This is a genomic window from Methylobacterium organophilum, from assembly GCF_022179465.1.
In the GTDB taxonomy this organism is placed as follows: domain Bacteria; phylum Pseudomonadota; class Alphaproteobacteria; order Rhizobiales; family Beijerinckiaceae; genus Methylobacterium; species Methylobacterium organophilum.
The window spans coordinates 114411-140998 of the sequence record NZ_BPQV01000013.1; the positions used below are offsets into that span (position 1 = coordinate 114411).

The following is a 26588-nucleotide window of genomic DNA, read 5'->3' on the forward strand; positions in this document are numbered from 1 at the left end:
TCCTCCGGGGGAACCAGCGGGGCAGGCGATGGGCGAAACGGTCGAGATCCGGGCGGGCGACGGCGGCACGGCGCGGATCGCCCTGCGGGGCGCGGAGCCCGTCTCCTGGCAGGTCGGGGGCCAGGAGTATCTCTGGCACGGCGACCCCGCCCATTGGAATCGCCACGCCCCCTGGCTGTTTCCCGTGGTCGGCGCCTCGGCCGACGCGGCGATCCGCGTCGGGGGCCAGACCTATCCGATGCCCCAGCACGGCTTCGCCCGGGACGCCGCCTTCTCCGTCGTCGAGCAGGCGGAGGACCGGGTGCGCCTGCGCCTGACCGACGATGCCGCCACGCGGGCGCATTTCCCCTTCGCCTTCCAGCTCGACATCGCGGCGCGGATCCGGCCCGGCGGGCTGGATTTCGCGATCGCCGTCGCCAATCCCGGCGCGGAGCCGCTGCCCTACGCCCTGGGCTTCCACCCCGCCTTCCCCTGGCCCTTCGCCGGGGGCGAGCGCCGGGCCGGCGGCGGCTACCACGTCGCCTTCGAGGCACCGGAGCGGCCCTTCGTGCCGGAGGTGGGGCCCGGCGGCCTGCTCCTGCGCCGCGAGCGGCCGGCGCCCCTCGACGGCGCGATCCTGCCCCTCGATCCGGCGGTCTTCATCGAGGCGCTGGTGTTCCGCAACGCCGCGAGCCGCACCCTGCGCTTCGTCGGGCCAGGCGGCCGGGCCATCGCCATGGCGGTGGAGGACTTTCCCCATCTCGCCCTCTGGACCAAGCCGACCGCGCCCTTCCTCTCCCTCGAATGCTGGACCGGCCATGCCGACTGGTCGGATTTCTCGGGCGAGCTGGCGGAGCGCGATTCCCAGCGCCTGCTGCCCCCGGGCGGCCGGGCGCATCACGGGGTGCGGCTGTCCCTCGAAGGGTAGTCAGGCCTCCGCTTCGGCCTCGCTCGCCTCCGGCTCCTCGCTGAGGCGGCGGCGCACGCCCCATTCCGCCAGCGCGTCGTTGAGGTCGTCGAGGACGAAATGACGGGCGCTGTCGCGGTCGTAGCCCTCGTCGAGCAGAGCGTCGTACTCGGTGAAGACGTGGCGGGCGAAGGCCACGAGGGCGAGCCAGGCCGCCGTCTCCGGGACCGCCCGGCGCAGGCCGGGGCTCGCCAGCGCCCGGTCGAGGATCGCCTCGCGCTCGAAATCCGGCAGGCGGGGGGCGAGTCGGGCCAGGGCATGCTCCAGGGCCACGCGTCGGCCCGGCGGAGGGGCGGCGGAATCGGTCATGCGGCTCCTCCTGCCGGTGCCGAGGGAGCGATCGGACCGGCGACCGATCTTGCGCGGCGCCGGGCGCGATGTCACCTCATGCCCGGAGACGTCATGCCCTGAGTCCCTGCCCGGGGCATGCCGCTCTCGCGTGGTTGCAGACGCCCGCGCTCTTCCCCTCACGACAGCTCGGACTGGCCGATGATTGACCGGATCGCCCTCCTCGCCGCGGCCGCGCTGCTCGCCGCCTCCCCCGCGCTGGCGGAGACCGTGCCCGCGAGCCCGCCCTCCGGGCGCAACGTCTCCTCGACCGGCCGGGTGATGCCCCCGGCGAGCCCCCGGACCGGCGCCCTGAAGCCGGAGAGCGAGGCGGCGATGCTGAAGGCGCAGAAGGCGGCCGAGACGCGCAACAAGGCCTGGGACCAGCGCATGCAGCGCACCATGGGCTCGATCTGCAAGGGCTGCTGAGGGAGTCGCCGCGGGCGGCCGGCGGCACCGCGCCGTGATCCGGTTCGAGGGCGCCTCGAAGCGGTTTCCCGGCGCCGCGCACGCCGCCGTCGCCGCCCTCGACCTCGTCGTCCCCGAGGGCAGCACCTGCGTGCTGATCGGGCCGTCCGGCTGCGGCAAATCGACGACGCTGCGCCTGGTCAACCGGCTCGTCGAGCCGGATGCCGGCCGGGTGCTCGTCGGGGGCCGGGACGTCGCCGGCCTCGATCCCGTCATCCTGCGCCGGGGCATCGGCTACGTGCTGCAGGGCATCGGCCTGTTCCCGCACCGGAGCGTCGCGCAGAACGTCGCCACCGTGCCCAAGCTGCTCGGCTGGCCACGGCGCCGGATCGAGGCACGGGTCGACGCCATGCTCGACCTCGTCGGGCTCGATCCCGCGACCTATCGCGACCGCCGGCCCGAGGCCCTCTCGGGCGGCCAGCGCCAACGGGTGGGCGTGGCCCGGGCGCTCGCCGCGGACCCGCCGATCTTGCTGATGGACGAGCCCTTCGGGGCCGTGGACCCCGTCGCCCGCGGCCGGCTCCAGGCCGAGATCGGCGCGATCCTGGCGCGGCTGCACAAGACGGTGCTGATCGTCACCCACGACATCGGCGAGGCCATGCTGATGGGCGACCGGATCGCGCTGATGCGCGAGGGGCGCCTCGTCCAGGCCGCGCCCCCCGCGGATCTGCTCGCCGCCCCGGCGGGCGGCTTCGTGGCGGACTTCCTCGGGCAGGACCGGGCCCTGCGCCGCCTCGCCCTGCTGCCCTGCGGCGACTGGGCCGAGCCGGGCTCGGCCGAAGGCGGGCCGGAGACCAGGCCCGAAGCCTCCCTGCGGGACGCGCTCTCGCGGATGCTGGCCACGGGGCGCGATCGCCTGCCCCTCTCCGGGCCACCGGGCACGCCCCGGCTCATCACCCTGGCCGCGATCCGGAGGGCGGCCTTCGCGCCTCCCGCCACGACCGAAGAGACAGGCTGAGCTCTCAGGCCAGCATGCCGGAATCGCGCTTGCAGGCGGCGCGGATGATGCCCGCGAGCCCCGCCTCGACCACGGCCTCGGCGGCCTCCGACGGGGAGAACCAGCGGCCGTCGCGCTGGTCCTGCTCGGGCCATTTCTTGAGTTGCCGGCGCACCTCGAGGGGATAGACTCGGACCTGGCAGAGCACCGAATCCCGGTTCTTGAGCCGCTTCTCGTAGAAGTAGTAGCCGAGGGCGCGCTTGCCGATATGCCCGAGGAGTCCCGCCTCCTCGTAGGCCTCCTGTGCGGCGGCCTCGTAGGGCTTGCGGCCCTTCATCGGCCAGCCCTTGGGGATGACCCAGCGCCGGCTCTCCCGAGAGGTCACGAGGAGAATTTCGAGGCCGCCTTCAGCCGTGCGGCGATAGGGCAGCGCCCCCACCTGCCGCCGGGCCTCTCGCTCGATCGAGATCAACCCTGCCGTCATCGCAGGTCAACGAGCCGATGACGCAACGGTTCGCTTCCGGACACAAGAGGGTGCGCCCGGACGAGGGAGGATGAGCCCGGCACCGAGAGGAGGCAGGCCTCTGCAACTTTGCGATGAATCATCGGCGGGGCGAAGCGGGAGATCAGCCGGACGGCGCGATGCGAGACATCCCCACCGCGACGCACCACTAGCCGAGGTCGAGCCTCTTCCTCAAGAGATCCTTAACCGGCAAATCAACATTGGCGCGGCTTGCCAAGGCCGCCCGGTCACCCCGCCATGCTCAGGCTGTCGATGAGGGCGTTGAGATCGGCGCGCATGGCCTGGATCTCCGGCTCCGTGAGATGCAGCTGGCACATGACCGCCTGGCGGACGGCGAGGGCCTCGGAGCGCAGGTCGCGCCCCTTCGGAGTGAGCGCGATCTCGACCTCGCGCTCGTCGGACTGCCGGCGGCTGCGCAGCAGCAGGCCGGAGCCCTCCAGGCGCTTCAGCACGGGGGTGAGCGTGCCGGAATCGAGCCGCAGCCGGCGCCCGATATCGGAGACGGTGATGCCGTCGCTCTCCCAGAGCACCAGCAGCACGAGATATTGCGGATAGGTCAGACCCATCCGCTCCAGCATCGGACGGTACGACTTCGTCATCCGATGGGCGGCGGCGTAGAGGGCGTAGCAGAGCTGGTTGTCGAGCAGCAGAGGGTCTCTCAGCGTCTCTGCCGATTCCTTCGGAGCGTTCACTGTCCAAACCCCGCCCTTCGACGACCCGAGGCTCCGGCCGCGTGCCCATCCGTGGCGGGCCGCGCGGCGGTGCAAAGCTCGGCGGCGCGCAACCGGCCGCAACACCGATCACGCATGATAGCGGACGGGAAACGGCACGCCATCTGCCGGAACATTCCGCCGCATCCTCTGGAAACTTTTCTTAGAAACTGGCGCGAAACCTCCCCAGGCGCAACCGCCGCCGGAGCTGGGCCGGGGAGAATGACGAAATATTCCTCATCCTGACCGGGATAAAATGGCGCATCCGGCGACGCGTTCCCTCGCCTGCCGGTCCATGACCGGCAAGAGACTGCCAGGGCGCCGCGCAAGGGCGGCAGCCCTGGCGCCGACCCGAGGCGTTCAAGAGCCGCTGTCGTGACGCGCGCGCGCACGCCGAACCGGTGTCCACGCCGGCGAGAGGGCTCTAGCGGAAGCGCCCCTCGGCGGCCTTGTTGTGGAACTGGAGAGCCGCCAGCAGGCCCTTCAGCGGCCGCACCAGGAGCAGGCTGAGGCCAATCGAGAGCGTGCCCGCCACCGCCGCATGCAGCCACATCGGCGGCTCGTAGGTGATCTCCAGCCAGAGGGCGGTGGCGACCACGACCGCGCCGACGATCGACATCACGAAGAAGGCCGGCCCGTCCGCGGAATCGAAGGCGGAGAAATCCTGCCCGCAGACCTCGCAGGTGGGGCGGAAGCTGAGATAGCCCTTGAACATGTGCCCCTCGCCGCAACGGGGGCAGCGCCCGCGCAGGCCCGTCGGGATCGGAGGCGGCTCGTTGGCGATGGGGCGTGTCACGTCGTTCGAACTCCGGAAGACCAGGCGACCCATCCCGGGAACCTCCCGGCACGACGAAACGGTCCGCCAGCGGACCCGATATCGCATCCGCCCGGTCCCGGCGGAACGTCGCAGGGCGCAACGGCGCCCCGCGCATGAAAAAGGGCGGCTCGCGCCGCCCCTTCCGTCGTCCCTGGGATCAGGCTGCGCTCAGCCGTGGGCGGCGTGGCCGACGCCCGAGCCCCAGACGTAGATGGCGGCGAACAGGAACAGCCAGACCACGTCGACGAAGTGCCAGTACCAGGCGGCGAACTCGAAGCCGAGGTGCTGCTTGGGCGTGAAGTCGCCCTTGTAGGCGCGCAGCAGGCAGACGGCGAGGAAGATCGTGCCGATGATGACGTGGGCGCCGTGGAAGCCTGTCGCCATGAAGAAGGTCGACGAGTAGATGCTGCCCGAGAAGCCGAAATGGGCGTGGCTGTACTCGTAGGCCTGGCAGGCGGTGAACAGCACGCCGAGGATGATCGTCAGCCACAGGCCGTATTTGAGGCCCTTGCGGTCGCCGTGCAGCAGGGCGTGGTGGGCCCAGGTCACGGTGGTGCCGGAGGTGAGCAGGATCAGCGTGTTGAGCAGCGGCAGGTGCCAGGGGTCGAAGGCCTCGATACCCTTGGGCGGCCAGACGCCGCCGGTGAACTCGACGCGGGTCGCCTGGATCGGGTCGGCGGTGTAGAGAGCCGCCTCGAAATAGGCCCAGAACCAGGCCACGAAGAACATCACCTCGGAGGCGATGAACATGATCATGCCGTAGCGGTGGTGCAGCTGCACGACGCGGGTGTGGTCGCCGCTATTGGCCTCGTGGGCGACGTCCTTCCACCAGGACAGCATGGTGTAGAGCACGCCGAGGGTGCCGGCGCCGAAGATGTAGGGGCCGACGGCGAGGTTGCCGAGCGTCAGGCTCTTCATCCAGAAGACCGCGCCGAAGGCCATCAGGAAGCCGGAGAACGCGCCGATCAGGGGCCACGGGCTCGGATTGATGATGTGGTAGTCGTGGTTCTTGGCGTGGGCCTCGGCCATCGTCGTCGCTCTCCTCACCCCCGGCTCCGGCCGCCCGCGGCACCGGTCCCGTTCTCTTCGTTGCGGCGGGGTTCCCCGCCTTTCCGGCCCGACCACTATCGCGGTCGGGAAGCTGTTGTCACGCTTGGCGCGAAAGGAATCGCCCCGCGTCAGAAGTTCTTCCGCTCCCCGGCCTCCACGCTCGCCGTATCCGCGGCGGGCGCCCCGTTCTTCGAGGCGAAGTAGGTGTAGGACAGGGTCATCTCGTCGAGGCCGCCGATATCGGGGTCGCGGCGCAGCTTGGGATCGACGTAGAAGACCAGCGGGAAATCCATGCTCTCGCCCGGCTGCAGCGTGTGCTCGCTGAAGCAGAAGCACTCCACCTTCACGAAGTAGGCGCCCATCAGGTCGGGCTGCACGTTGAAGGTCGCGATGCCGGTCGCGGGCTTCAGGCCGTTGTTCTTCACGGTGAAGAACACCGTCTTGGTCTCGCCGGGCGTCGCCGAGACGCTGCGCGTCTCCGGCCGGAAGCTCCAGGACAGGGTCTTGGCGACGTTGGTGTCGAAATGGACCGTGAGCGGCTTGGCCGTGCCGTCCGCCAGGGCGAGGCCCGGGGCGACGCCGCGCACCGGCGTGCCGTCGAAGCCCGTCGCCTTGCAGAACAGGTCGTAGAGCGGCACCGAGGCGAAGGCGAGCCCGGTCATGCCGAGGACGAGGCCGGCGCAGGCGATCGCCGTCCAGCGCGCCCCGTTGCCCGTGCTCCCGCTGCTGCGCATCGCCGATCCGTCCTCAGAGCGGCCGGTTGAGGATCTGCGGCCCGAGCTTGGCGATCGTCAGCACGAAGAACAGCAGGACGAGCGCGCCGAGCGTCAGGGCGATGGCGACCGAGCGCTTGCGCCGGGCCTTGGCCTCTTCCGGCGTGAGCGGGCGGATGCCCTCGGGCAGGTTCGACATGGCCGTGCTCACGCCAGGACCGCGCGGAACAGGCCGAGGCCCTGCTCCGCCAGCAGCGCCGAGAACAGCACGAAGAGGTAGAGGATCGAGAAGCCGAACAGGCCCATGGCGGCCTTGCGCTCCGCCTCGCCCTCGCGCCGGCGATAGACCTGCGCCGCGCCGGCCAGCATGCCGAGGCCGCCCACGAGGCCGACCACGCCGTAGAGCCAGCCGCCGAAGCCGAGGGCCACGGGGGCGAGCCCGAGCGGCACCAGCAGCAGGGTGTACCAGACGATCTGGCGGCGGGTGGAGTCGGGACCGGCGACGTTGGGCATCATCGGGATGCCGGCCTTGGCGTATTCGCCGCTCTTCACCAGCGCCAGCGCCCAGAAATGGGGCGGCGTCCAGATGAAGATGATCGCGAACAGGATCAGCGACTCGATGCCGACATGGCCCGTCACCGCGGCCTGGCCGACCACGGGCGGCAGCGCCCCGGCGGCGCCGCCGATGACGATGTTCTGCGGCGTCGCGCGCTTCAGCCACATCGAGTAGATCACGGCGTAGAAGACGATCGTGAAGGCGAGCAGCCCGGCGGCGAGCCAGTTCGAGGCGAGCCCCAGGATCAGCACCGAGCCGACCGAGAGCACGATGCCGAAGGCCAAGGCCTCGTCGGGGCGGATGCGCCCGGCGGGGATCGGCCGGGTCGCGGTGCGCGTCATCACCGCGTCGATATCGGCATCCCACCACATGTTGAGGCAGCCCGAGGCCCCGGCGCCCACGGCGATCATCAGCAGCGAGATGCCGGCCACGACCGGGTTCACGCTGGCATGGGAGACCACCATGCCGACGAGGGCCGTGAAGATCACGAGCACCATCACCCGCGGCTTCAGCAGGGCGAAGAAATCGGAGACCTCGCCTCCCGCCGCGCCCATCGCGGGCGCGAAGGCCGGCCGATCCGCGCCGGCACCGAGGCTGTTCGACAGAACCGTCATGAACCCACGTGCTTCTCGAAGCGTCGGCCCCGGGGGGCCGTCTTTCTCAATCCGCGCGCCCTTCCGGATCTCGGAAGCGTCGCCCTTTGCGGGCGGCCCCGCGGGGCCACCCGGAAAGGGCGAGGACCGCCGGGGCGGTCCTCGCGTTGTGTCGGTCCCTTAGTGCGCCGGCTCGTCGACGATCTTCGGGAGCGTCTCGAACTGGTGGAAGGGCGGGGGAGAGGACAGGGTCCACTCCAGGGTCGTGGCGCCCTCGCCCCAGGGATTGTCCGCGGCGCGGGTCTTCGAGCGGAAGGCCAGCACGATGCCGATGAAGAACACGACCATGCCGAGGGCGAAGATGTGGCCGCCCATGGTCGCGACCTTGTGCCAGGGCGCGAAGGCCTCCGGGTAGTCGGCATAGCGACGCGGCATGCCGGCGAGACCCAGGAAGTGCATCGGGAAGAACAGGATGTTCGCGCCGATGAAGGCCAGCCAGAAGTGCAGCTTGCCGGCCCATTCCGGGATGACGTGGCCGGTCATCTTCGGGAACCAGTAGTAGACGCCGGCGAAGATGATGAACACCGCGCCGAGCGACAGCACGTAGTGGAAGTGCGCGACGACGTAGTAGGTGTCGTGCAGGTACTTATCGACCGCCGAGTTGGCGAGCACGACGCCGGTCACGCCGCCGACCGTGAACAGGAAGATGAAGCCCACCGCCCAGTGCATCGCGGCGGTGAAGCGGATCGAGCCGCCCCACATGGTCGCGATCCAGGAGAAGATCTTCACGCCGGTCGGGACCGCGATCACCATGGTCGCGAAGACGAAGTAGGACTGCGTCTGCAGCGACAGGCCGACGGTGTACATGTGGTGCGCCCACACGACGAAGCCGACGACGCCGATGGCGACCATGGCGTAGGCCATGGCGAGGTAGCCGAAGACCGGCTTCTTCGAGAAGGTCGCGATGATGTGCGAGACGATGCCGAAGGCCGGCAGGATCATCACGTACACCTCGGGGTGGCCGAAGAACCAGAACAGGTGCTGGTAGAGGACGGGGTCGCCGCCGCCGGCCGGGTCGAAGAAGGTGGTGCCGAAGTTGCGGTCCACGAGCAGCATCGTGATCGCGCCGGCGAGCACCGGGAGCGACAGGAGCAGCAGGAAGGCGGTGACGAGCTCGGCCCAGGCGAAGAGCGGCATCTTGTGCAGCGTCATGCCGGGGGCGCGCATGTTCAGGATGGTGGTGATGAAGTTGATCGCGCCGAGGATCGAGCCCGCGCCCGCGAGGTGCAGCGAGAAGATCGCGAAATCGACCGCCGGGCCGGGATGGCCGGAGGACGAGGAGAGCGGCGGATAGACCGTCCAGCCGGTACCCGCGCCGTTGGCGCCGGGCGAGCCCTCGACGAACAGCGAGCAGACCAGGCAGCAGAAGCCCGAGACCGTCAGCCAGAAGGAGATGTTGTTCATCCGCGGGAAGGCCATGTCCGGCGCGCCGATCATCAGCGGGACGAACCAGTTGCCGAAGCCGCCGATCAGGGCGGGCATCACCATGAAGAACACCATGATGAGGCCGTGGCCGGTCACGAACACGTTGTAGGTGGCCGGATTGGAGAAGTACTGGAGCCCGGGCTCCTCCATCTCCATGCGGATGCCGAAGGAGAGGAACGCGCCGATGATGCCCGCGAAGAAGGCGAACAGCAGGTAGAGCGTGCCGATGTCCTTGTGGTTCGTGGAGAGGAACCAGCGGACGAAGAAGGAGGGTTTGTGATCGTGGTGGGCGTCGTGCCCGGCATGTGCTGCGGCGGTAGCCATCGATGCTGACCTTGCTCGGGTGTTTCCTAGATCTCGCGGGATGAGAGCCGGCAACCCGCGCGGGGTGCCGGTCCTCCTCTCAGGCCGTGGGCCGGTTCGTTACCGGGCGGCGACCTTCGTGCCGCCGTCGATGGCGGCGAACTTGGTCTTCGCTTCCGTGAGCCACTGGGCGTAGGCCTCCTCGCTCACCACACGCACGGTGATCGGCATGTAGGCATGGCGGGCGCCGCAGAGCTCCGAGCACTGGCCGTGATAGGTCCCCTCCCGCTCGGCCTTGAACCACCACTGGTTCAGGCGGCCGGGGATCGCGTCGATCTTGCCGCCGAAGGACGGCACGGCCCAGGAATGGATCACGTCGCCGGAGGTGACCTGCACCTTGACGACCTTGTTCACCGGAACGACCACCTCGTTGTCGTTCTGGAGGAGCTTGGGCTCCTTCTCCTCGTCGACGTTGGCGTCGAAGGTGAAGCCGCCCTTGTCGCCGTCCTGCGGGTACTCGTAGGACCAGTACCAGGCGTGCCCGATCACCTTGACCATCACGTCGGCCTTCGGGTCCGAGAGCTGCGTGCGCAGCAGGCGGAACGAGGGGATGGCGACGGCGACGAGGATCAGGACGGGGATGATCGTCCAGGCCACCTCGATGGCGGTGTTGTGCGTGGTGCGCGAGGGGCGCGGGTTCGCCTTCTCGCTGAACTTGACGATGCAGTAGACCAGCAGCGCCAGCACGAAGATCGAGATGCCGAAGGCGAGCAGGTGCAGGTAGTGCTCGAACAGGGCGAGATCGGCGGCCTCGGCGGTGACGGGGACCTGACGGCCCATCTGCCAGCGCTCCGGATGACCGACCGGCTCGGCAAAAGCCGGCACCATGGAGGCGAGAAGGGCGCCTGCGGCGACTCCCCACGACGACCGATGTTGGCGCTTCACCGTCCTCATAGGCCTCTTTGGCTCCCCGGTTCCCTTGATTTCATTGGTGGGCACCGCATCTGAATGCAGAATGCAGGCCGGGCGATCGGCGGACCGGGTGGGCGTGCGCGGGCACACCGCCGGATTCTCGACCGCGACGTAGAACCATACTGATTGCAAATGCGCAACCGCCTGAGCGTCGCACAAGCGTGGCGGTTCCCGGAGCGCTGGCGATTTTTCGTTTCCAAAGCAAATTATTGAGCGATCGCCGGATGATCGCGGGTGCGATTCCGTGAGCGGGCGGACGTTATGCCGCCCCCCGGCCCCGGCGGCGCTGCCCGGAAGTATCGTTCCGCCCGGGCTCCGGGGTAAAGCAGGACCCGACCGTCGAACCGACGCCGCATGGAGGGACGCCCTTGCCCGAGGAACCGACGACGCCCCCCCGCGCCCCGGCGCCGTCGCGGCGCGTGCCCACCCTCGTCCTCGCCTACGACGCGCCGGAGGCGAGGGAGGACAGCCGGGCGCTCGCCGTCGAGACGCCGGTCAACCTCGTCTATGGCGGTGTGCCCTATGCGGTGATGATGGCGACGCCGCGCGACCTCGAGGATTTCGCCTACGGCTTCAGCCTGACGGAGGGCGTCGTCGCCGCGGCCGCGGAGGTGCGCGGCGCGCAGGTCGAGGCGGCCGAGGAGGGCCTACGCCTCGTGGTCGACATCGCCCCCGGACGCCTGCGCGAACACCTCGCCCGCAAGCGGGCCATGAGCGGGCGCACCGGCTGCGGCGTCTGCGGCATCGAGGACCTGGCCTCGCTTCCCGTGGCCAAGCCCCGCACCGGACGCGGGCCTGACGTGACGCTGCCGGCGATCGCCGCGGCCCTCTCGGCGCTCGGCGACCGCCAGAGCCTGAACCGCGAGACCCGGGCCGTGCACGCCGCCGCCTGGGCGCGCCTCGACGGGAGCCTGGAAGCCGTGCGCGAGGATGTCGGCCGCCACAACGCCCTCGACAAGCTGATCGGCGCCCTGATGCGGGCCGGCACCGACCCGGACCGGGGCTTCCTGGTGATCACGAGCCGCTGCTCCTTCGAGATGACGGAGAAGGCCGCCGCCTTCGGCGCCTCCGTCATCGTGGCGATCTCCGCGCCGACCTCGCTCGCCGTGGAGCGGGCCCGTCTGCACGACATGACGCTCTGCGCCATCGCCCGCTCCGACACCCTGACGGTCTTCGCCGGCGGCGAGCGGCTGATCCCCGGCGGCGCCTGAGGGCGGGATCAGCCCGCCTCGGCGGGCAGCGCGTCGAGGACCTGCCGCATCGTCGGCCGGGCGGCCACCTCGGGCTGGGTGCAGGCCCGTTCCAGCGCGCGCAAAGCCGCCTCCCGGGGGGGCGGCTCCCGGCAGCGGTCGAGGAGCTCGCCGAGGAGGATCCCCCAGGAACGCACCTCGATGCGCCGGTAGGCCTCCCCCGCGGGGGTGGGCGGGAGGCGGGAGGCGGCGCCGAAATCGCTCAGCACGGCCGCGCCCCCCTGCCCATCCCCCTGCGCATCCCCTTGCCCATCCCAGAGCAGGTTGTGGGCATAGAGGTCGCCGTGGAGGAGGCCCTGGCCGTGCAGATGCGCGGCCGCCGCGGCCGCCGCGCGGGCGAGGCGCAGGGCCGAGGCCGGATCGAGGGCGAGGTTCGGCGCGTAGACGTCGCGGCTGCAGCTCTCCTGGCTCGGGGGGCCGGCCAGCGCCCGCCAGGAGGCGGGCAGCAGCGGCATGACGAGCCCCTGCACCCCCTCCGGATGCCCGGTCAGCCGCCCGAGGGCGCCGGGGAGGTTCGGATGCCGGCCGGCGGCGAGGCAGGCTTCCATCTCCCGCTCCGGGAGCCCGTCGCTGGTCATCGCACCCTTGAACAGCTTGAGCGCCACGGGCTCGGCCCCGTCGGGCCGGCGCCGAAGGGCGCGGTGCACGCGGCCGGAGGCCCCCTCCCCCAGGCAGTCCCCGATCTCCAGATCGGCCCAGGGGATGCCAGGCGCGCCCGCGGGAGGGGTCGCGGGCTCGAACGGGTTCCCGGCCCAGGAGAGCCAGGCGAGCGCCGGCATCCCGGCGAGCCAGGGCGGCAGGGCCTCGAAGGCGTTGGCGGCCAGGCGCAGCAATTCGAGGTTCGGCGCGCCGGCGAGGCTGGCGGGCAGCGCCCGCAGGCGGTTGCCCGCCAGCAGCACCTTCTGCAGCCGCGGCAGGGCGCCGAGGCGCGCCGGCAGGGCCTCGATCCGGTTGTCGGTGAGCGTGAGCCAGCGCAGAGCCGGCGGCAGCGCTTCCGCGGGCACCTCCTGCACGCCCGCGCCCCGGCAGCCGATCTGGCTCAGCGCCGGGCAGTCGCCCAGCACCGGCGGCAGCCGCGCGAAGCGGTTGCCGGAGCCGAACAGCACCCGGAGCCGGCGCAGCCGGCCGAAATCGGCGGGCAGGTCGGTAAGCGTACCGCCGCCGAGATCGAGCACTTCGAGCGTGTCCGCGAGCCCGAACAGCTCACGGGGCACCTCGGACAGCCCGGTCAGGCGGAGCGTTCGCGCTCCGGCGAGGTCTCCCCGGCGCAGGGCCTCGAGCGTCGCGGCGGTCTGATCGGTCGACATGGGCTCCCATGGACCATGGGCCGGCCGCACTGTCACATCCGAAATCGCCCCGCGGGCCGGCGCAGGCCCGCCCGCAGCCATGTCCGCCCGCGGCGAAGGGGCGCCCCGCCCCCGCCGGCGGTGGGCGGCGGCGCGCCCGGCCCTACAACGCCGTCGCAGCCCGATGGAAGGAGCGGATGGTCTCGACGCATGCCACGGCCCGGATCGCACCGGCGCCCCACCCGAATCTCGCGCGCAAGGCGGTGGCCGCCGTGGTGCTCGGCAACGCCCTCGAATTCTACGACTTCACCCTCTACGCCTTCTTCGCCAAGCCCATCGGCGAGACCTTCTTCCCTTCGGGCGACGCCACCCACAGCCTGCTCGCCTCACTGGCCCTGTTCGGCATCGGCTACGTGATGCGCCCGATCGGCGGCATCCTGATCGGCGCCTTCGCCGACCGGGCCGGGCGCAAGCCCGCCATGCTGATCACCATCGCGCTCATGGCCCTGGGCATGCTGATGCTCGCCGCCTGCCCGGGCTATGCCGCGATCGGCGCCTGGGCGCAGGGCATCGTCATCGCCGGGCGGCTGATCCAGGGCCTGGCCCTCGGCGGCGAGGTCGGTCCCTCCACCGCCTATCTGCTGGAGGCGGCGCCCCCGGCCCATCGCGGCTTCGTCGCGAGCTGGCAGATCGCCAGCCAGGGCTGCGCCGCCCTGTTCGCGGGGCTCCTCGCCACGGCGCTCGGCCTGCTCTTCGGCGAGCCGGCCATGGCGGAATGGGGCTGGCGGCTGATGTTCGCCCTCGGCCTCGCCGTGGTGCCGATCGGCCTGATCATCCGCAGCCACCTGCCGGAGACCGCGGGCGCGGAGAAGAACCCGGCCGCCGCCCCCAGCACCGGCGCCGTGGTGATGCGGCTCCTGCGGGAGCATCGGCGCCTGCTGCTCCTGACCTTCCTGATCATCGCCGCCTCGACGGTCTCGAACGCGGTCGGGACCAACATGCCGGTCTATGCCGGCGCGACCCTCGGCCTGAGCGGGCTCGTCGCCGGGGCGGTGCCGATCGCCCTCGGGCTCGCCTCCGTCGCCTTCCCCCTGCTCGGCGGCTGGATCGCCGACCGGGCCGGCCGGCGCCCGGTGATGATCTGGCCGCGCCTGCTCATCCTCGTCCTGTCGGTACCGGCCTTCGCCTGGATGGTCGCGGCGGGCACCGCGGGAAGCGTCTTCACGGTGACCTTCCTGCTCTCGGCGCTTTCCTCCATCAACGCCGCGGCGATCATCGTCGGCATCCCGGAATCGCTGCCGCGGGCGGTGCGCAGCGCCGGGCTGTCGATCGTCTACGCCTTCTCCGTCTCGATCTTCGGCGGCAGCACCAACTACGTCGTGAACTGGCTGATCGCCGTGACCGGGGACCGGCTCGCCCCGGCCTATTACCTCGCCGCCTTCAGCGCGATCGGCACGGTGGCGGCGATCCTGATGCCGGAGACCCGCCGGCGCGACCTCGACGACGCCCGCGCCTGACACCGGTCCCGCGCGCGGCGCTCCCTCAGGAAACCGGCCAGCGCAGTTCCACGCGTAGGCCGTCCCCGTCCGAGGGGCCGAAGGCGAGCGCGATGCCCGCCGCCTCGGCGAGGTCGCGGACGATGGCGAGGCCGAAGCCGGTGCCGGGGCGGCTCTCGTCCCAGCGCACGCCCCGGCCGAGGCCGGCGATCGCTTCCGCCGTCATGCCCGGCCCGTCATCTTCGACGACGAGGCGGGCGCCCGCCGCATCGAGGCCGCCGCCGATGCGCACGCGCCGGTGCGCCCATTTGCGGGCATTGTCGAGGAGATTGCCGAGAAGCTCCATCAGCTCGCCCTCCTCGCCGGGATAGGCGAGGCCCGCCGGCACGGCGATCTCCCAGGCGAGGGAGCTGCCCTCCGGCAGGCGCCGCAGGGTCGCGACGAGGCGTTCGGCCACCGGGGCGACGGGGCAGGCGCGCTTGCGCAGATCCGCCCCCGCCGCCACCCGGGCCCGGGCGAGCGCCCGCTCGACCTGTCCGCTCATGGCCCGGCCCTGCTCGGCGATCTCGGCGGCGAGCGCCGGCTCGCGGCCGCCGATTCGCCGCACCAGGGCATCGAGCACGGCGAGCGGCGTCTTGAGGCCGTGGGCCATGTCGGCGGCGCTGGCCCGCGCCCGGGTCAGCGCCCGCTCCTGCGCGTCGAGCAGCCGGTTGAGATCGGCGACGAGGGGCCGGACCTCGTCGGGGAAGGTGCCCCGCAGGCGGTCGCGCTCGCCCGCATGCACGGCGAGCAGCTCCGCCTGGAGCGTGCGGAAGGGCCGGAGCGCCCGCTGCACGAACAACGCCATGGCGAGGGTCAGCACCAGGAACAGGGCGCCGAGGGAGGGGACGAGCAGCCGCAGGAAGGTGGCCCGGCTCGCGGCGAGGCCGCGCCGGTCCTCCGCCGCCGCGATGCGCAATTCCGTCTCGTGCCCCCTGGGGCCGATGCGCACGGCGCGGGTGAACGCGATCAGCCGCCCGCCATCGGGCCCCGCCGCGTCGGCCACGAGCCCGTCGCCCGGCGGCAGGTCGAGGCGCCGGTCCCAGAGGGAGCGGGAGCGCAGCACGTGGCCGCCCCCCTCCACCTGCCAGTAGAGCCCGCCATAGGGCGTGGCGAAGCGCGGATCGGAGGGTTCGTGGGCCAGGCTCAGGGCGCCGTCCGGGGCCTGCTCGACCTGGCCGGCCAGGAGCTTGACCCGGCGGTCGAGCTCGTCCGCCGCCCGGGCGTCGAGGACGCGCTCGAAGATCAGGGTCAGCCCGGCGCCCGCGAGCAGCAGGGCCAGGGCGATCAGGCCGGCGGCGGCGAGCCCCAGCCGCAGGCGCAGGGAGCCGAGCCTCACGGCTCCGGGCCGCCGGGCGCGTCCGCGGGCACCAGGTAGCCGTGGCCCCGGCGGGTCTCGACGATGCCCGGGCCGAGCTTGCGGCGCAGGCGGGTGAGCAGGGCCTCGAGGGCATTGGCCTCGCGCGCGCTGCCGGTGCCGTGGAGATGGTCGAGCAATTCGCCCGCCGGCACCACCTGTCCCTGCCGGTGCAGCAGGAAGGCGAGCAGACGGTATTCGAGGGCGGTGAGGTCGATCTCCCGGCCGTCGACGCTCACGGCGCGGGTGCGGGTGTCGAGCTCGACGGGGCCGGCGCGCAGGACCGGCGAGGCATGGCCGGCGCTGCGCCGCAGGATTGCCCGCAGCCGCGCCACCAGCTCCTCCATGCGGAAGGGTTTGACGAGGTAGTCGTCGGCCCCCGCATCGATCCCCTCGACGCGCTCGCGCCAGCCGTCGCGAGCGGTGAGGATCAGCACGGGCAAGCCGACATCGGCCGCCCGCAGGCGGCGCAGCACGCCGAGCCCGTCGAGGCGCGGCAGGCCGAGATCGAGCACCATGGCGTCGTAGGTCTCGACCTCCGCGCGGAACCAGGCCGCCTCGCCATCGGCGACGACCTCCGCGACGTAGCCGGCCCGCTCCAGCCCCTGCTTCACATCCGCGGCGATGCGCGGCTCGTCCTCGACGATCAGGATGCGCATCCGCTCACCTCTCCCGCCGGAACTCAGTCATCGTCGTCGTCGTCCCTGTCGAGGACCCTGAGGCTGCCGGCGTCGATCTTCAGGCGGCGGCGCTTCCCGTCCGGCCCGAGGATGCGCAGCTTGTACAGCCAGCGGCCGCTGTCGCGCTTGAGATCGAGGGCGACGACCTCCCCGGGCAAGGCCTCCCGGGCGGCGCGCAGGATTTCGTCGAGGGGCCGGATCTCCCCCTTCTCCAGGGCCTGGCGGGCCTGGTCGGCATCCTTGTCGGCGCGCACGGGCGACGACCCGGCAAGCGCGAGGCCCGCGAGCAGGGCGGCGGCGAGGAGGGAGGGCAGAGGGGTCCGCATGGTCGGCGATCATCCTGATCGAGGCGACCTGACGGAACGCTGACAGGCGCCGTCAGGGCCGCGGGGCGGGCAAGGCGCAGAACGGGCGCCACGAACATCCGTCCCCAAGGAAACCGACGCCATGTCCCTGATCCTCGGCATCCTGCTCGCCGGCGCCGCCTGCCTCGCCGGCACCGTCCTCTGCCCGCCCAACGCGCGCGATCCGCAGCGCTGACGGGCTAGTTTTTGGCCTTGGCGGCCTTTCCGTCCTTCTTGGGCTTTCCGTCCTTCTTGGCCTTGCCGCCTTCGCCCTTGCTCGTCTTGTCCTTGGCCTTCCGGGCAGCCTTGCCGCCGGGATTCTCCGCCGCCGCCAGGAAGGCCGCGACATCGCCGCCGAGGAGGAGCGGCAGATGCTCGGCGATGCGCGCCTCCGGCCAGGACCACCAGTCCAGGGCGAGCAGCCGGGCGACCGTGGCCTCGTCGAAGCGGGTCCGCACGACCGCCGCCGGGTTGCCGGTGACGACGGCGTAGGGCGGCACGTCCCGCCGCACGACCGCGCCGGCCCCGATCACCGCACCGCTGCCGATGGTGACGCCGGAGAGCACCGTGCAATGGGCGCCGAGCCAGACCTCGTCGCCGATCACGACATCGCCGCGGCTGGCATGGTCGTCCGCGCAGGCGCGCGCTTCTGCCCACACCCCACCGCCGGTGAGGCCGGCGATGGCCTTGAACGGATAGGTCGTCACGCCGTCGGTCCGGTGGTTGCCGAGCACGATGGTGACGCCGGGGCCGATCGAGCAGAACCGGCCGATGCGGAGGCGCGCGAGGTCGGGCTCGAGCACCGTCGGCCGCCCGTAGCTGTAGGCGCCGATCGACCAGCCCCATTGCTCGATCTCGCGGACGAAGTGGTAGCGGGTCAGTTCGCCGAAGATCGGCTGGGGCTGGATCAAGAGAGGGGCTCCGGTTGGGCCGGGGAGGCGGCGGGAGGCCGCTTCCTCCGTCCTTCCCGCCGGGCTGGCAAGAGCCCTCTCCTCTTGTTTCGGCGCGCATTTCCTCGACGGACCGGCCCCCTTCGTCGGGCGGCGCTCACCGCGCCCCGCTCGGCATCGCCTCGCCCACCGGAACGCCCTTCCTGCCCCGGTTCGGGGCGCGGTAGCGTCGGACCTTCAGGGCGGTGAGGCCGAGCCCGGCCGCGAGGGCCAGCATCGCCAGATCGAACCCGCGATGGAGGGCGAGGTCGCTCGCCGGGACGGCCAGCCCCACCGTCAGGGCGTTGGCGACGGGCACCGCCAGGAACAGGAGCGCCGCGGCGGCGAGCATGCGCGACCAGGCCTGACGCTGCGGCATGGCGAGGGACACCAGGGCAACGAGGATCCAGGCGCCGAAGAAGGCCCCGATCTCCCCCTCCGCCCGGCCCGCCAGGCCCGTCGGCAGCAGCCGGTTCGCCAGGAAGAAGGCCGCGACGCCCGCGGGCAGGCCGGCGACCGTGCCGATATTGAGCGCCTGGACGAGGCGCAGGCCGAAGCCCTTCGCCTCGCCCGCCTTCGGCAGCCGGGCCACCGACCAGAGCACGAGGCCGGTCGCCACCATGGCGCAGCCCATCAGGCCGCAGAGGAAGAACAGGATCCGCAGGGCCGCCCCGGCGAAATGGGCCTCGTGCAGGCCGACCAGGGCGGTGAAGGTCTGCGCCGCCGGCTTGAGGCCGCCCCGGAGCGTCTCGATCACGGCACCGGTCGTGCCGTCGAAGGCGACCTGCGGATGCTGGTGGACGATGCCGTGCGGCTCCTCGAACACGGCCACGACCGTGGCGTTCGCGTCCTTCGGGTTGCCGATCGTCAATCGCTCCAGGGGCTCCTGCACATCGGCCAGCGCCTGGCGCACCATCGGACCGACCGGCGCCAGGGTTCCCGGCCGGCCGAGGGGCGGCCGGGGCTTCGTGACCTGCCCGGTCTCGGCGAAGAAGGCCTGCTGGTCGCCCTTGTAGGCCGCGGTGACGCCCCAGGGCATGTACATCAGCCCGAGGGTGATGATCCCCGTATAGGTGATCATCAGGTGGAAGGGCAGCGCCAGCACGCCGGTGACGTTGTGCGCGTCGAGCCAGCCGCGCTGGGCCGAATTCGCCCGCCGGACGGTGAAGAAATCCGCGAAGATCCGCCGGTGGGTGACGATGCCCGAGAGCAGGGCCACCAGCATGATCATCGCGCAGATCCCGACGACCCAGCGGCCCCAGATCGGCGGCATGTGCAGCTCGAAATGGAACCGGTAGAAGAAGTCGCCGCCCCGGGTGTCGCGGGCCGCGACCGGGGCGCCGCTCTCGGGATCGAGCGTCACGCGGTTCGGCGGCGCGCCGGGCCGCGCCCGCCAGAACAGGTCGAGCACCGGGCTGTCGGGCCGCGGCAGGCCGATGAACCAGGCCCGCGCCTCCCCCGCATGCGCCTGGAGATAGGCGACGCCCCGCTCCGCCGCGGCGGCCAGCGCCTCCGGCCGGGTATCGGCGCTCCGCGCCAGCTCCGGCCGCATCCAGCGGGAGATCTCGGCCCGGTAATAGCTCGCCGTGCCGGTGACGAAGACCGCGAACAGCACCCAGCCGACGATCAGCCCCGACCAGGCATGCAGCCACGCCATCGATTGGCGGAAGCCCTTTCGCATGACGCCGATCCCGTCTTCCCGACCCGAACGCATTCGGCGCGGAGCCAAGGCCCCGCGCCGGGGATGATGGCGGCTACCAGCGGTAGCGCAGGGTCGCGAAGACCGTGCGCGGCAGGCCGTAATAGCAGGCGGAGTAGTTGAAGCAGGTCGTGATGTAGCGCTCGTCCAGGAGGTTCTGGATGTTGAGCTGCAGGTCCACGCCCGCCCAGGCCGGATCGAGATGGGTGAAGTCGTAGGACGCCACCGCATCGACCAGGAAGGCGTCCGGCACCCGGAAGGTGTTGGCGGGGTCGCCCCAGGAACGGCCGATCCAGCGCAGGCCGCCGCCGATGCCGAAGCCCCGCAGCGGCCCGTCCGGCACCCGGTAATCGGCGAAGATCGAGGCGGTGTGGTCGGGGATCTGCACCGGCACGCGGCCGAGCAGCGGCACCTGCCCGTTGGTCAGCTCGTTGAGGGTGGTGGTGGAATCGCGGGTCACCTTGGCGTCGAGGATCGAGAAGCCCGCGATCACGTTGAGGCCGTCGAGCAGGTTGGCCCGGGCCTCGAACTCGACGCCCTGCACCCCGACCTCGCCGGTCTGGATGCTGAAGCGGGTGCCGTTGACCGGATCGGGCTGCAACCGGTTCTGCTGCTTGATGTCGAAGGCCGCCGCGGTGAGCAGGATCTCCGTGCCCGGCGGCTGATACTTCACGCCGGCCTCGTATTGCCGGCTCGTCTGCGGATCCGGGATGCGGCCGAGGCCGTTCGGGTCGCCGTCGAAAATCGCGCCGCTGACGATGGGCTCGAAAGCCTCCGAATAGCTGACATAGGGGGAGAGGCCGATCTCCGAGCGGTAGAGCAGGCTCGCCCGGTAGGTGAAGGCTTCCGCGCGCGCATCCTGCGTGCCGGTGCGCCGGTAGCTCGGCAGGCTGAAGGTCGGTCCCTCCTGGCGGGCCCGGTCGTAGCGGCCGCCCAGGGTCAGGATCAGGTCGTCGAAGCGGATCTGGTCCTGGACGTAGGCGCCGGTCTGGCTCGCCACGATGTCCTGGTAGGTGGTGAAGGGCAGCCCCGGCAGCCCCATGTCGTTGTTCGGGTTCAGCAGGTCGAGGGGGACCGTGCTCGGGAAGCCGGTGCCGAAGGTGGTGGTCCGCAGGGTCTGGTGGTCGATGCCGAACAGCATCGTGTGATGGAAGAGCCCCGTGTCGAACCGGTATTCGAGATTGTTGTCCGTGGTGTAGGCGTCGATGGCGACCCGGGTACCGCCGCGCCCGCGCTGCAGCAGGCGCCCGTCCCAGGAGGGGCCGTTGCCGGAGAAGGCGGTATAGGCCTGCCGGTAGTCGCCCTGGCTGTGGAGATAGCGGGTGGTGGAGCGGAAGCGCAGGTTCTCGTCGAAGCGGTGATCGAAGATGTAGCCGATCGAGCCGATGGTGCGGTCGGAGCGCTCGTAGCTGCGGTCGCCGTCGTAGAAATCGACGGGCAGGTAGCCGAGCCGGCCGCCGGGGATGCCGAAATTCGAGGGGAACACCGTGCCCTTGGCCGGAAAGCCGCCATAGAAGCCGGAATAGGGATCGCGCTGGTAGCGGGCGAGCACGGTCAGGCTCGTGTCGGTGGAGGGCTGCCAGGTAAAGCTTGGCGCGATGAAGGCGCGCTCCACCCGGGTCGTCACCGCCGGGCCGTCGCCCATGCGGCCCGAGCCGACGACGCGATAGGCGAACTGGTCCGCCAGGGTGCCGCTGCCGTCGCCCACGGGGCCGCCGATGTCGAAGCCGCCGCGCACCTCGTCGAAGCCGACGCCCTGCACGAAGATCTCGCGGTGCTGGACGAAGCGCGGCAGCTTGCTGACGAGATTGACCAGGCCGCCCGGGCCCGCCTGGCCGTAGAGGGTGGAGGCCGGCCCCTTGATGATGTCGATCCGCTCCAGGTTGTAGGGATCGACCGACGGATAGGCGTCGCGGTTCTGCGGCAGGCGCAGGCCGTCGAGATAGGTCGGAGCCACGAAGCCGCGGATGAAGAATTGCTCCAGCCGGGTCGAGCCCGCGCCGCCGCGCTGCTCCACCGAGGCACCGGGGGTGTAGCGCAGGGCCTGGACCACGCTCAGCGCGTTCTGGTCCTCGATCTGCTGCCGCCCGATCACCGAGATCGACTGCGCCGTCTCGAGGATCGGCGTGTCCGTCTTGGTGCCGACCATGCTGCGCGTGGCGACGTAGCCCGGCACGGGCCCCAGGGCGCCCCCGCGCCCGGTGCCGGCGGCGTTGCGCCGTTGCGCATCGCCCTCGACGGCGATGGCGTCGAGGGTCACCGTCTCCTGCGCCAGGGCCGGATCGAAGGCGCCGCACAGCATCGCGCCCGATACCATCGCGGGACGCAGCCAGCGGGACGGTTCTCCCTCGAACAATCCGGCGCTGCAGGTGGCGGCCGTGATACGCGAGCGCATGATGGTCTCTGTTTCTGCTTGCGGCCCGCCACAGAGGACGATCGCGTTTCTTTCTGGTTGCAGAAACATCATTGGCAACAATCAAAACCTACATGCAACATCTATGATTTAGAAGTTTTCTACTTCAAATTTACTTTGCAGCCGCACGATTCCTTGGCGCCGCTTAATCCGCAACCTTGGCAGAAAAAGTCGATGTGCGGCCCGCGGGGCACGATGGAAGCGGGATGGGGACGGTGGCGGAAACGCCACTATAGGTTGCGAAAACTGTTTTCAGCGCCACTCCGTCCCGAGAGCGCGGCGGAAAGACAGCAGATCGCGCGCGGGCATGGCCGGAGCCGTCGAGGATTTTCCGCGTCGAAACAAAGGTTTGCGCAATTCATCGTGCGCGCTGGGGCACCTATGCCGCCGGTCTCGATGGCCGTGGCCCCTCCGAGAGGGACCGCGGCGTTAAGACCTGATTAACCATATCTGCACCTGATGGTTGCGCCATCGCCGCTCCGGCGCCCCTCGGACTTGATCAGGCTCGATTGCCGTGAACGCCCTTCTCAAACCCTCGACGGATCATTGGGATTTCGACGCCATCCGCGAGCGTCTGGGCGCCGGCGTGCCCCTGCCGCGGACGGGCACGGCGACGGGCGCGGCCCCGGCGGCGGCGGCGGCGGGTGCGGGCGAGCCCGAGGCGCCCGCCCTCACCCGCCTATCCGCCCCCGAGGATTGGGACAGGCTGATCGCGCGGGTGCAATCGGCCGCCCGGCATTCCCGGGAGGTCGAGGCGCAGGCTCAGGAACAGGAGCTCCGGGTCCAGCAGCTGCTGGAACAGGTCGGCCACGACATCTGCGAGGCCGATGCCCGGGTGCGGGCCGCCGAGGCGCGGGGCCGCGAGCTGCAGGCCCAGCTCACCATCGCGGAACAGCGGGCCCAGGCCGCCGAGGAGCGGGCGCGCATGGCGGAGACCTGGCTGATGCGCCTGCAGGAAACCATCCTGGCCGAGTTCGGCGAGCTCCCGCGGCAGGACGTGGCATGAGCGCCGCCTTCGCCCCCTCTCCACCCCCGTCCCCGCCCGCCGCCCGGGCGGAGGAGCGCGACGCGACCACCGCGGCCCTCGACAAGGTCGTGCAGCTCTTCACGCAGGCGCCCCCGCCCCTCGCCGCCGGGGCGAGCGGCCCGGACGCCTGGGCGGATTCCCTCACCCTCGTGCGCAGCGTGGCCGCCCGGGTGCGGGCGATGCATCAGCGGGCCCACGCCATCGCCCAGGACGCCCACCAGATCGTCCGGAACGCGACGGCGGCGACGCAGGCCGCCGAGGAGCGGGCCCGCAGCGCGGAAGCCGGCCTCGAACGGGCCCGCAACCGGACGGAGACCGCCGAGAAGCAGGCGCGCGAGCTGACCCTCCGGCTCCAGGAGGCGGAGAAGCGGGCCGCCGCCGCCGAGCGGCAGAGCCGAGAAACCCAGGACTGGCTGCGGCGGATGCACGATTGCATCGTCGGGGAATTCGACGCGCTGACGATCACGCCCCTGACCGAGGGACAGGCCTGACGGCGGGCGGCCGAGCTCCGCCCGCACCCGCCCCGTGCAAACGAGGGCGGCCCGGGTGAGCCGAGGAAGCTGACCGGGCCGCCAGTCGTCCGCGTACCGCGTGCGGGGCGGGCAGCCCGACGACCCATGATGAACGGATTAAGCGCCTTCATTCATCCGCTCATGCCGGAAGATGATTTTTGTTTTCCCGGCCTCATTTCCGGAGCCGCGCAGGATTATTTCTCACAACGAGCGCCGTGCTTCAGAACACATCGCCTTCCGCTCCGCCTGTTAAGGAGATGTGACGAGACCAACTTCCCGACCCGCCATGGCCCAGCCGTGGCGGGATTTCTTTTTGCGGCGCGCGGTGGCCGCTCCGGGCCCCGCAGCCGCATGGCCCTCCCACTTGGCGCGCCTCAGCCCCCGGAACGGAGGGCAATCAGGGATCAAGCCGCCAATCTCGATCGGGACAGAAGGCGATGCGTCCGGGCGGCCCGAACATGGCGGCTGCGGGCGCCCGCGTGGGACGAATGTACCGGGTTCAACCCCGGTCCAAAGGAAGAATTGCAATTTCAGGATGCAGGCCCCGACAAGACTCCCGCAATGAAAACAGATTTCCATAGTTTTTAAATCCGTACGCTTCATGACAGACAACAAGATTTAAGAGTTGGTTAGGTCGCCCAGAGCGATATTGCCGCAACTAGAAGGCAGCGGGTGCGATCGATGCTCAAAGTGGTCGGCTGCGTGACCGGCGCGCACGATATGCGGCTCGTCATCCTTGCTGCGGTGATTTGCGGCCTCGCGGCGATTACCTCCGTCGAGCTTCTCCGGCATGCCTGCGAGCGTGTCGCCAGGGCTCGGATCCTCTGGATCGCCGTGGCCGCCATTGCCGGCGGCTCGGGAATCTGGGCGACGCATTTCGTGGCGATGCTGGCCTTCGAGCCGGGCGTGCCGCATGCCTACGACCTCGCGCTGACGGCCTCGTCGCTGATCTACGCGATCAGCCTCACCGGCTTCGGCCTCGCCCTCGCGGCCACCGGGCGGTCCCGGGCGATGGCGGCCCTCGGCGGCGCGGTGCTGGGCTGCGGCATCGCGGTCATGCATTTCGTCGGCATGCGGGCGTTCCAGGCGCCCGCCAGCATCGTGTGGGATCCCGGTCTCGCCGCGGTCTCGATCGGGATCGGCGTCGGGCTCGGCGCCCTCGCGCTGCCCCTGGCCCTCTCGCGCCTCGGCCCCTCCGGCCGCCTCGGAGGCGCCCTGATCCTCCTCGCCGCGATCTGCGGCCTGCATTTCACGGCCATGGCCGCGGTGACGATCGTGCCCGATCCGGGCCGCGTCGTGCCGGAGGGCCTGGTCACCGGTCCGACGCTGGCCGGGGGCGTGGCCCTGGTGAGCGTCACCATCCTGCTGCTCGCCTGCGCCGCCCTGAACCTCGACATCCGCGACCGGCACAACGCCCTGGAGCGCTCCCGCCTGCAGAGCCTCGCCAACGCGGCCGTGGAGGGGATGGTGGTCTACCGGGACGACGTGATCGTGAGCGCGAACGAGAGCTTCGCGGGCCTCGTCGGGATTCCCGCGGCGGATCTCGTCGGCGCCCCCCTCGCCCCCTTCCTGCCGGCGCTCGCCGCCCGGCCCGCGCCGGACGGGGTGCAGGACGCCGCCTTCGAGGCCGAGCTGCACCCGTCCGGGCGCGACCCCATCCCCGTGGAATGCATCGCCCGGCCGATCCTCTACGGCCATCAGCCCCATTACGCCGTCGCCATCCGCGACCTGCGGGCGCGGCGCCAGGCCGAGCGGCAGATCCATTTCCTGGCCCATCACGATTCCCTGACGGGCCTCGCCAACCGCACGAGCTTCGGCCACCGCCTCGATCAGGAATTCGCCGTGGCCGCCGCCCGCGGCGAGAAGGTCGCCGTGCTCTGCCTCGACCTCGACCGCTTCAAGGAGGTCAACGATCTGTTCGGCCACGCCACCGGGGACACTCTGCTGATCGACGTCGCCGACAAGGTGAGCGCGCTGCTCGACGAGGGGCAATTGATGGCCCGGCTCGGCGGCGACGAGTTCGCCATCCTGGCCCGCTGCCGCCACCCGGCCGAGGCGGGCCGCTTGGCCGAGGCGGTGCTCGGCGCGCTCGCCGCCGAGTCCCAGGATCCGGCCCGGATCTCGATCGCCACCAGCATCGGCATCGCCCTGTTCCCGGACGATGCGACCGAGCGGACGCTCCTCCTCACCAACGCGGACACGGCCCTCTACCGCGCCAAGAGCGAAGGCCGGGGCACGTTCCGATTCTTCGAGCAGGCGATGGGATCCGAGGTGCGCGAGCGCCGGCAGCTGGAGCACGACCTCCAGCGCGCGGTGGCCCTCGGCCAGATGAATCTCGTCTACCAGCCCCTGGCGCGTGTCGGCTCCAGCGAGGTCATCGGCTTCGAGGTGCTGCTGCGCTGGCTGCACCCGGTGCGCGGCTGGATCTCGCCGGCGGTCTTCATCCCGGTCGCGGAGGAATGCGGCGCGATGCTGGGGATCGGCGAATGGGTCCTGCGCGAGGCCTGCCGGGAGGCGGCGCGCTGGTCGAATCCCCTGCCGATCGCGGTCAATGTCTCGGCGGTCCAGATCCACGCGCCGCATTTCGCCACCCGCGTCCAGGAGATCCTGCTGCAGACCGGGCTGAAGCCGGGGCGCCTGGAGATCGAGATCACCGAAACCGCCCTGATCCGCGATCCCTCGCGGGCGCAGGCGACCCTGCGCCTGCTCAAGTCCCTCGGCGTCCACATCGCCATGGACGATTTCGGGACGGGCTACTCTTCGCTCTCGAACCTGCGGGCCTATCCCTTCGACAAGATCAAGATCGACCGGTCCTTCGTGCGCAGGGTCGACGAGAATCCCCAGGCCGCGGCCATCGTGCGCTCCGTCATCGGGCTGGGGCACGGCCTCGGCCTGCCCGTGGTGGCGGAGGGCGTGGAGACGGAAGCCGAGATGCGCTTCCTGGAGGCCGAGCGCTGCGATTCCGCGCAGGGCTACCTGATCGGCAGGCCCGCGCCGATCGCGGCCTTCGCGGCCCATACCCGGGCGGCGGATGCGCCGCCCCCTGCGGCCGCCCTGGAAGACGCTTTCGCCCACCGCCTCCGTCGCCGGGCCTGACGCTGCGTAGGCTCGGGGCGCGGTCGGGCCCTCGAGCGCGCTCCTACGACCCTCGCCCAT

The 26588-nt window shown here is 71.2% G+C and carries 25 protein-coding genes; 8 read left to right on the plus strand and 17 right to left on the minus strand.

Annotated elements, in window-relative coordinates:
* The first annotated feature begins 28 nt into the window (after window positions 1-28).
* The gene (locus tag MFF21_RS19715; RefSeq protein ID WP_238313219.1) at window positions 29-907 is read left to right on the plus strand and encodes an aldose 1-epimerase family protein; all 879 of its coding nucleotides are present in this window, start codon (window positions 29-31) and stop codon (window positions 905-907) included.
* Here the strand turns inward: MFF21_RS19715 and MFF21_RS19720 are convergent, their stop codons facing one another.
* Entirely contained in the window at window positions 908-1255 is a 348-nt protein-coding gene (locus tag MFF21_RS19720) for a DUF2293 domain-containing protein (RefSeq protein ID WP_238313220.1), read from the minus strand.
* 180 nt (window positions 1256-1435) lie between these two features.
* On the opposite strand from MFF21_RS19720, the gene MFF21_RS19725 reads away from it, so the two are divergent.
* Complete coding sequence (locus tag MFF21_RS19725) at window positions 1436-1702, plus strand: hypothetical protein (protein WP_238313222.1); 267 nt, start codon at window positions 1436-1438, stop codon at window positions 1700-1702.
* 34 nt (window positions 1703-1736) lie between these two features.
* Entirely contained in the window at window positions 1737-2699 is a 963-nt protein-coding gene (locus MFF21_RS19730) for an ABC transporter ATP-binding protein (protein WP_238313224.1), read from the plus strand.
* A gap of 4 nt (window positions 2700-2703) precedes the next feature.
* On the opposite strand, the gene MFF21_RS19735 is transcribed toward MFF21_RS19730, so the two are convergent.
* From MFF21_RS19735 to coxB, 9 genes are all read right to left on the minus strand, one after another.
* A complete protein-coding gene (locus MFF21_RS19735) occupies window positions 2704-3162 on the minus strand; it encodes an NUDIX hydrolase (RefSeq protein WP_238313226.1) in 459 nt (152 codons plus the stop codon).
* A 266-nt stretch (window positions 3163-3428) separates the two neighbouring features.
* A complete protein-coding gene (locus MFF21_RS19740; RefSeq protein WP_238313228.1) occupies window positions 3429-3893 on the minus strand; it encodes a MarR family winged helix-turn-helix transcriptional regulator in 465 nt (154 codons plus the stop codon).
* Window positions 3894-4335: 442 nt separating this feature from the next.
* Window positions 4336-4740 carry a DUF983 domain-containing protein gene (locus MFF21_RS19745; RefSeq protein WP_373325063.1) on the minus strand — a complete coding sequence of 135 codons (405 nt, stop codon included), beginning with the start codon at window positions 4738-4740 and terminating at the stop codon, window positions 4336-4338.
* 156 nt (window positions 4741-4896) lie between these two features.
* The gene (locus MFF21_RS19750) at window positions 4897-5757 is read right to left on the minus strand and encodes a cytochrome c oxidase subunit 3 (protein WP_238313232.1); all 861 of its coding nucleotides are present in this window, start codon (window positions 5755-5757) and stop codon (window positions 4897-4899) included.
* Window positions 5758-5906: 149 nt separating this feature from the next.
* A complete protein-coding gene (locus tag MFF21_RS19755) occupies window positions 5907-6512 on the minus strand; it encodes a cytochrome c oxidase assembly protein (protein ID WP_238313234.1) in 606 nt (201 codons plus the stop codon).
* A 13-nt stretch (window positions 6513-6525) separates the two neighbouring features.
* The gene (locus MFF21_RS19760; RefSeq protein WP_238313236.1) at window positions 6526-6690 is read right to left on the minus strand and encodes a cytochrome c oxidase system small membrane protein; all 165 of its coding nucleotides are present in this window, start codon (window positions 6688-6690) and stop codon (window positions 6526-6528) included.
* An 8-nt stretch (window positions 6691-6698) separates the two neighbouring features.
* A complete protein-coding gene (locus MFF21_RS19765) occupies window positions 6699-7661 on the minus strand; it encodes a heme o synthase (RefSeq protein WP_238313237.1) in 963 nt (320 codons plus the stop codon).
* 159 nt (window positions 7662-7820) lie between these two features.
* Complete coding sequence (gene ctaD, locus MFF21_RS19770; protein ID WP_238313239.1) at window positions 7821-9449, minus strand: cytochrome c oxidase subunit I; 1629 nt, start codon at window positions 9447-9449, stop codon at window positions 7821-7823.
* Between the two features lie 99 nt (window positions 9450-9548).
* Window positions 9549-10382: a cytochrome c oxidase subunit II gene (gene coxB / locus MFF21_RS19775; protein WP_238313241.1), complete on the minus strand. Its 834-nt coding sequence runs from the start codon at window positions 10380-10382 to the stop codon at window positions 9549-9551.
* A 386-nt stretch (window positions 10383-10768) separates the two neighbouring features.
* On the opposite strand from coxB, the gene fdhD reads away from it, so the two are divergent.
* Entirely contained in the window at window positions 10769-11611 is an 843-nt protein-coding gene (gene fdhD, locus MFF21_RS19780; protein WP_238313243.1) for a formate dehydrogenase accessory sulfurtransferase FdhD, read from the plus strand.
* Window positions 11612-11619: 8 nt separating this feature from the next.
* Here the strand turns inward: fdhD and MFF21_RS19785 are convergent, their stop codons facing one another.
* Window positions 11620-12957 (minus strand): leucine-rich repeat-containing protein kinase family protein, encoded by a 1338-nt coding sequence (locus MFF21_RS19785; RefSeq protein WP_238313245.1) that lies wholly within the window; start codon window positions 12955-12957, stop codon window positions 11620-11622.
* A gap of 176 nt (window positions 12958-13133) precedes the next feature.
* On the opposite strand from MFF21_RS19785, the gene MFF21_RS19790 reads away from it, so the two are divergent.
* The gene (locus MFF21_RS19790) at window positions 13134-14453 is read left to right on the plus strand and encodes an MFS transporter (protein WP_238313247.1); all 1320 of its coding nucleotides are present in this window, start codon (window positions 13134-13136) and stop codon (window positions 14451-14453) included.
* Window positions 14454-14478: 25 nt separating this feature from the next.
* Here MFF21_RS19790 and MFF21_RS19795 read toward each other — a convergent pair whose 3' ends face one another.
* The 6 genes from MFF21_RS19795 to MFF21_RS19820 all read right to left on the minus strand — a co-directional run bounded on the left by MFF21_RS19795 (window position 14479) and on the right by MFF21_RS19820 (window position 21875).
* On the minus strand, window positions 14479-15810 hold the full coding sequence (locus tag MFF21_RS19795; RefSeq protein WP_238313249.1) for a sensor histidine kinase: 1332 nt from the start codon (window positions 15808-15810) through the stop codon (window positions 14479-14481).
* Window positions 15807-16487, minus strand: coding sequence for a response regulator transcription factor (locus tag MFF21_RS19800; RefSeq protein WP_238313251.1), 681 nt, complete (start codon window positions 16485-16487; stop codon window positions 15807-15809). Before MFF21_RS19800 ends, MFF21_RS19795 begins: the two co-directional genes overlap by 4 nt.
* Window positions 16488-16510: 23 nt before the next feature.
* Window positions 16511-16834 carry a PepSY domain-containing protein gene (locus MFF21_RS19805; protein WP_238313253.1) on the minus strand — a complete coding sequence of 108 codons (324 nt, stop codon included), beginning with the start codon at window positions 16832-16834 and terminating at the stop codon, window positions 16511-16513.
* A gap of 218 nt (window positions 16835-17052) precedes the next feature.
* Complete coding sequence (locus MFF21_RS19810; RefSeq protein WP_238313256.1) at window positions 17053-17763, minus strand: CatB-related O-acetyltransferase; 711 nt, start codon at window positions 17761-17763, stop codon at window positions 17053-17055.
* Between the two features lie 136 nt (window positions 17764-17899).
* Entirely contained in the window at window positions 17900-19462 is a 1563-nt protein-coding gene (locus MFF21_RS19815; RefSeq protein ID WP_238313258.1) for a PepSY-associated TM helix domain-containing protein, read from the minus strand.
* A gap of 73 nt (window positions 19463-19535) precedes the next feature.
* The gene (locus MFF21_RS19820) at window positions 19536-21875 is read right to left on the minus strand and encodes a TonB-dependent siderophore receptor (protein WP_238313260.1); all 2340 of its coding nucleotides are present in this window, start codon (window positions 21873-21875) and stop codon (window positions 19536-19538) included.
* A 532-nt stretch (window positions 21876-22407) separates the two neighbouring features.
* On the opposite strand from MFF21_RS19820, the gene MFF21_RS19825 reads away from it, so the two are divergent.
* From MFF21_RS19825 to MFF21_RS19835, 3 genes are all read left to right on the plus strand, one after another.
* Complete coding sequence (locus MFF21_RS19825; RefSeq protein WP_238313262.1) at window positions 22408-22899, plus strand: hypothetical protein; 492 nt, start codon at window positions 22408-22410, stop codon at window positions 22897-22899.
* On the plus strand, window positions 22896-23411 hold the full coding sequence (locus tag MFF21_RS19830; protein ID WP_238313264.1) for a hypothetical protein: 516 nt from the start codon (window positions 22896-22898) through the stop codon (window positions 23409-23411). The genes MFF21_RS19825 and MFF21_RS19830 overlap by 4 nt, the downstream gene beginning before the upstream one ends.
* Window positions 23412-24113: 702 nt before the next feature.
* Window positions 24114-26528: an EAL domain-containing protein gene (locus MFF21_RS19835; RefSeq protein WP_238313266.1), complete on the plus strand. Its 2415-nt coding sequence runs from the start codon at window positions 24114-24116 to the stop codon at window positions 26526-26528.
* Window positions 26529-26588 lie beyond the last annotated feature (60 nt).

Excerpts from the sequence above, each read along its gene's own strand:
- MFF21_RS19715 (WP_238313219.1), top strand. The coding sequence starts at position 29 with ATGGGCGAAACGGTCGAGATCCGGGCGGGCGACGGCGGCACGGCGCGG.
- MFF21_RS19720 (WP_238313220.1), bottom strand. The coding sequence starts at position 1,255 with ATGACCGATTCCGCCGCCCCTCCGCCGGGCCGACGCGTGGCCCTGGAG.
- MFF21_RS19725 (WP_238313222.1), top strand. The coding sequence starts at position 1,436 with ATGATTGACCGGATCGCCCTCCTCGCCGCGGCCGCGCTGCTCGCCGCC.
- MFF21_RS19735 (WP_238313226.1), bottom strand. The coding sequence starts at position 3,162 with ATGACGGCAGGGTTGATCTCGATCGAGCGAGAGGCCCGGCGGCAGGTG.
- MFF21_RS19745 (WP_373325063.1), bottom strand. The coding sequence starts at position 4,740 with ATGGGTCGCCTGGTCTTCCGGAGTTCGAACGACGTGACACGCCCCATC.
- MFF21_RS19750 (WP_238313232.1), bottom strand. The coding sequence starts at position 5,757 with ATGGCCGAGGCCCACGCCAAGAACCACGACTACCACATCATCAATCCG.
- MFF21_RS19755 (WP_238313234.1), bottom strand. The coding sequence starts at position 6,512 with ATGCGCAGCAGCGGGAGCACGGGCAACGGGGCGCGCTGGACGGCGATC.
- MFF21_RS19760 (WP_238313236.1), bottom strand. The coding sequence starts at position 6,690 with ATGTCGAACCTGCCCGAGGGCATCCGCCCGCTCACGCCGGAAGAGGCC.
- MFF21_RS19765 (WP_238313237.1), bottom strand. The coding sequence starts at position 7,661 with ATGACGGTTCTGTCGAACAGCCTCGGTGCCGGCGCGGATCGGCCGGCC.
- ctaD (WP_238313239.1), bottom strand. The coding sequence starts at position 9,449 with ATGGCTACCGCCGCAGCACATGCCGGGCACGACGCCCACCACGATCAC.
- coxB (WP_238313241.1), bottom strand. The coding sequence starts at position 10,382 with ATGAGGACGGTGAAGCGCCAACATCGGTCGTCGTGGGGAGTCGCCGCA.
- MFF21_RS19785 (WP_238313245.1), bottom strand. The coding sequence starts at position 12,957 with ATGTCGACCGATCAGACCGCCGCGACGCTCGAGGCCCTGCGCCGGGGA.
- MFF21_RS19790 (WP_238313247.1), top strand. The coding sequence starts at position 13,134 with ATGGTCTCGACGCATGCCACGGCCCGGATCGCACCGGCGCCCCACCCG.
- MFF21_RS19800 (WP_238313251.1), bottom strand. The coding sequence starts at position 16,487 with ATGCGCATCCTGATCGTCGAGGACGAGCCGCGCATCGCCGCGGATGTG.
- MFF21_RS19805 (WP_238313253.1), bottom strand. The coding sequence starts at position 16,834 with ATGCGGACCCCTCTGCCCTCCCTCCTCGCCGCCGCCCTGCTCGCGGGC.
- MFF21_RS19815 (WP_238313258.1), bottom strand. The coding sequence starts at position 19,462 with ATGCGAAAGGGCTTCCGCCAATCGATGGCGTGGCTGCATGCCTGGTCG.
- MFF21_RS19820 (WP_238313260.1), bottom strand. The coding sequence starts at position 21,875 with ATGCGCTCGCGTATCACGGCCGCCACCTGCAGCGCCGGATTGTTCGAG.
- MFF21_RS19830 (WP_238313264.1), top strand. The coding sequence starts at position 22,896 with ATGAGCGCCGCCTTCGCCCCCTCTCCACCCCCGTCCCCGCCCGCCGCC.
- MFF21_RS19835 (WP_238313266.1), top strand. The coding sequence starts at position 24,114 with ATGCTCAAAGTGGTCGGCTGCGTGACCGGCGCGCACGATATGCGGCTC.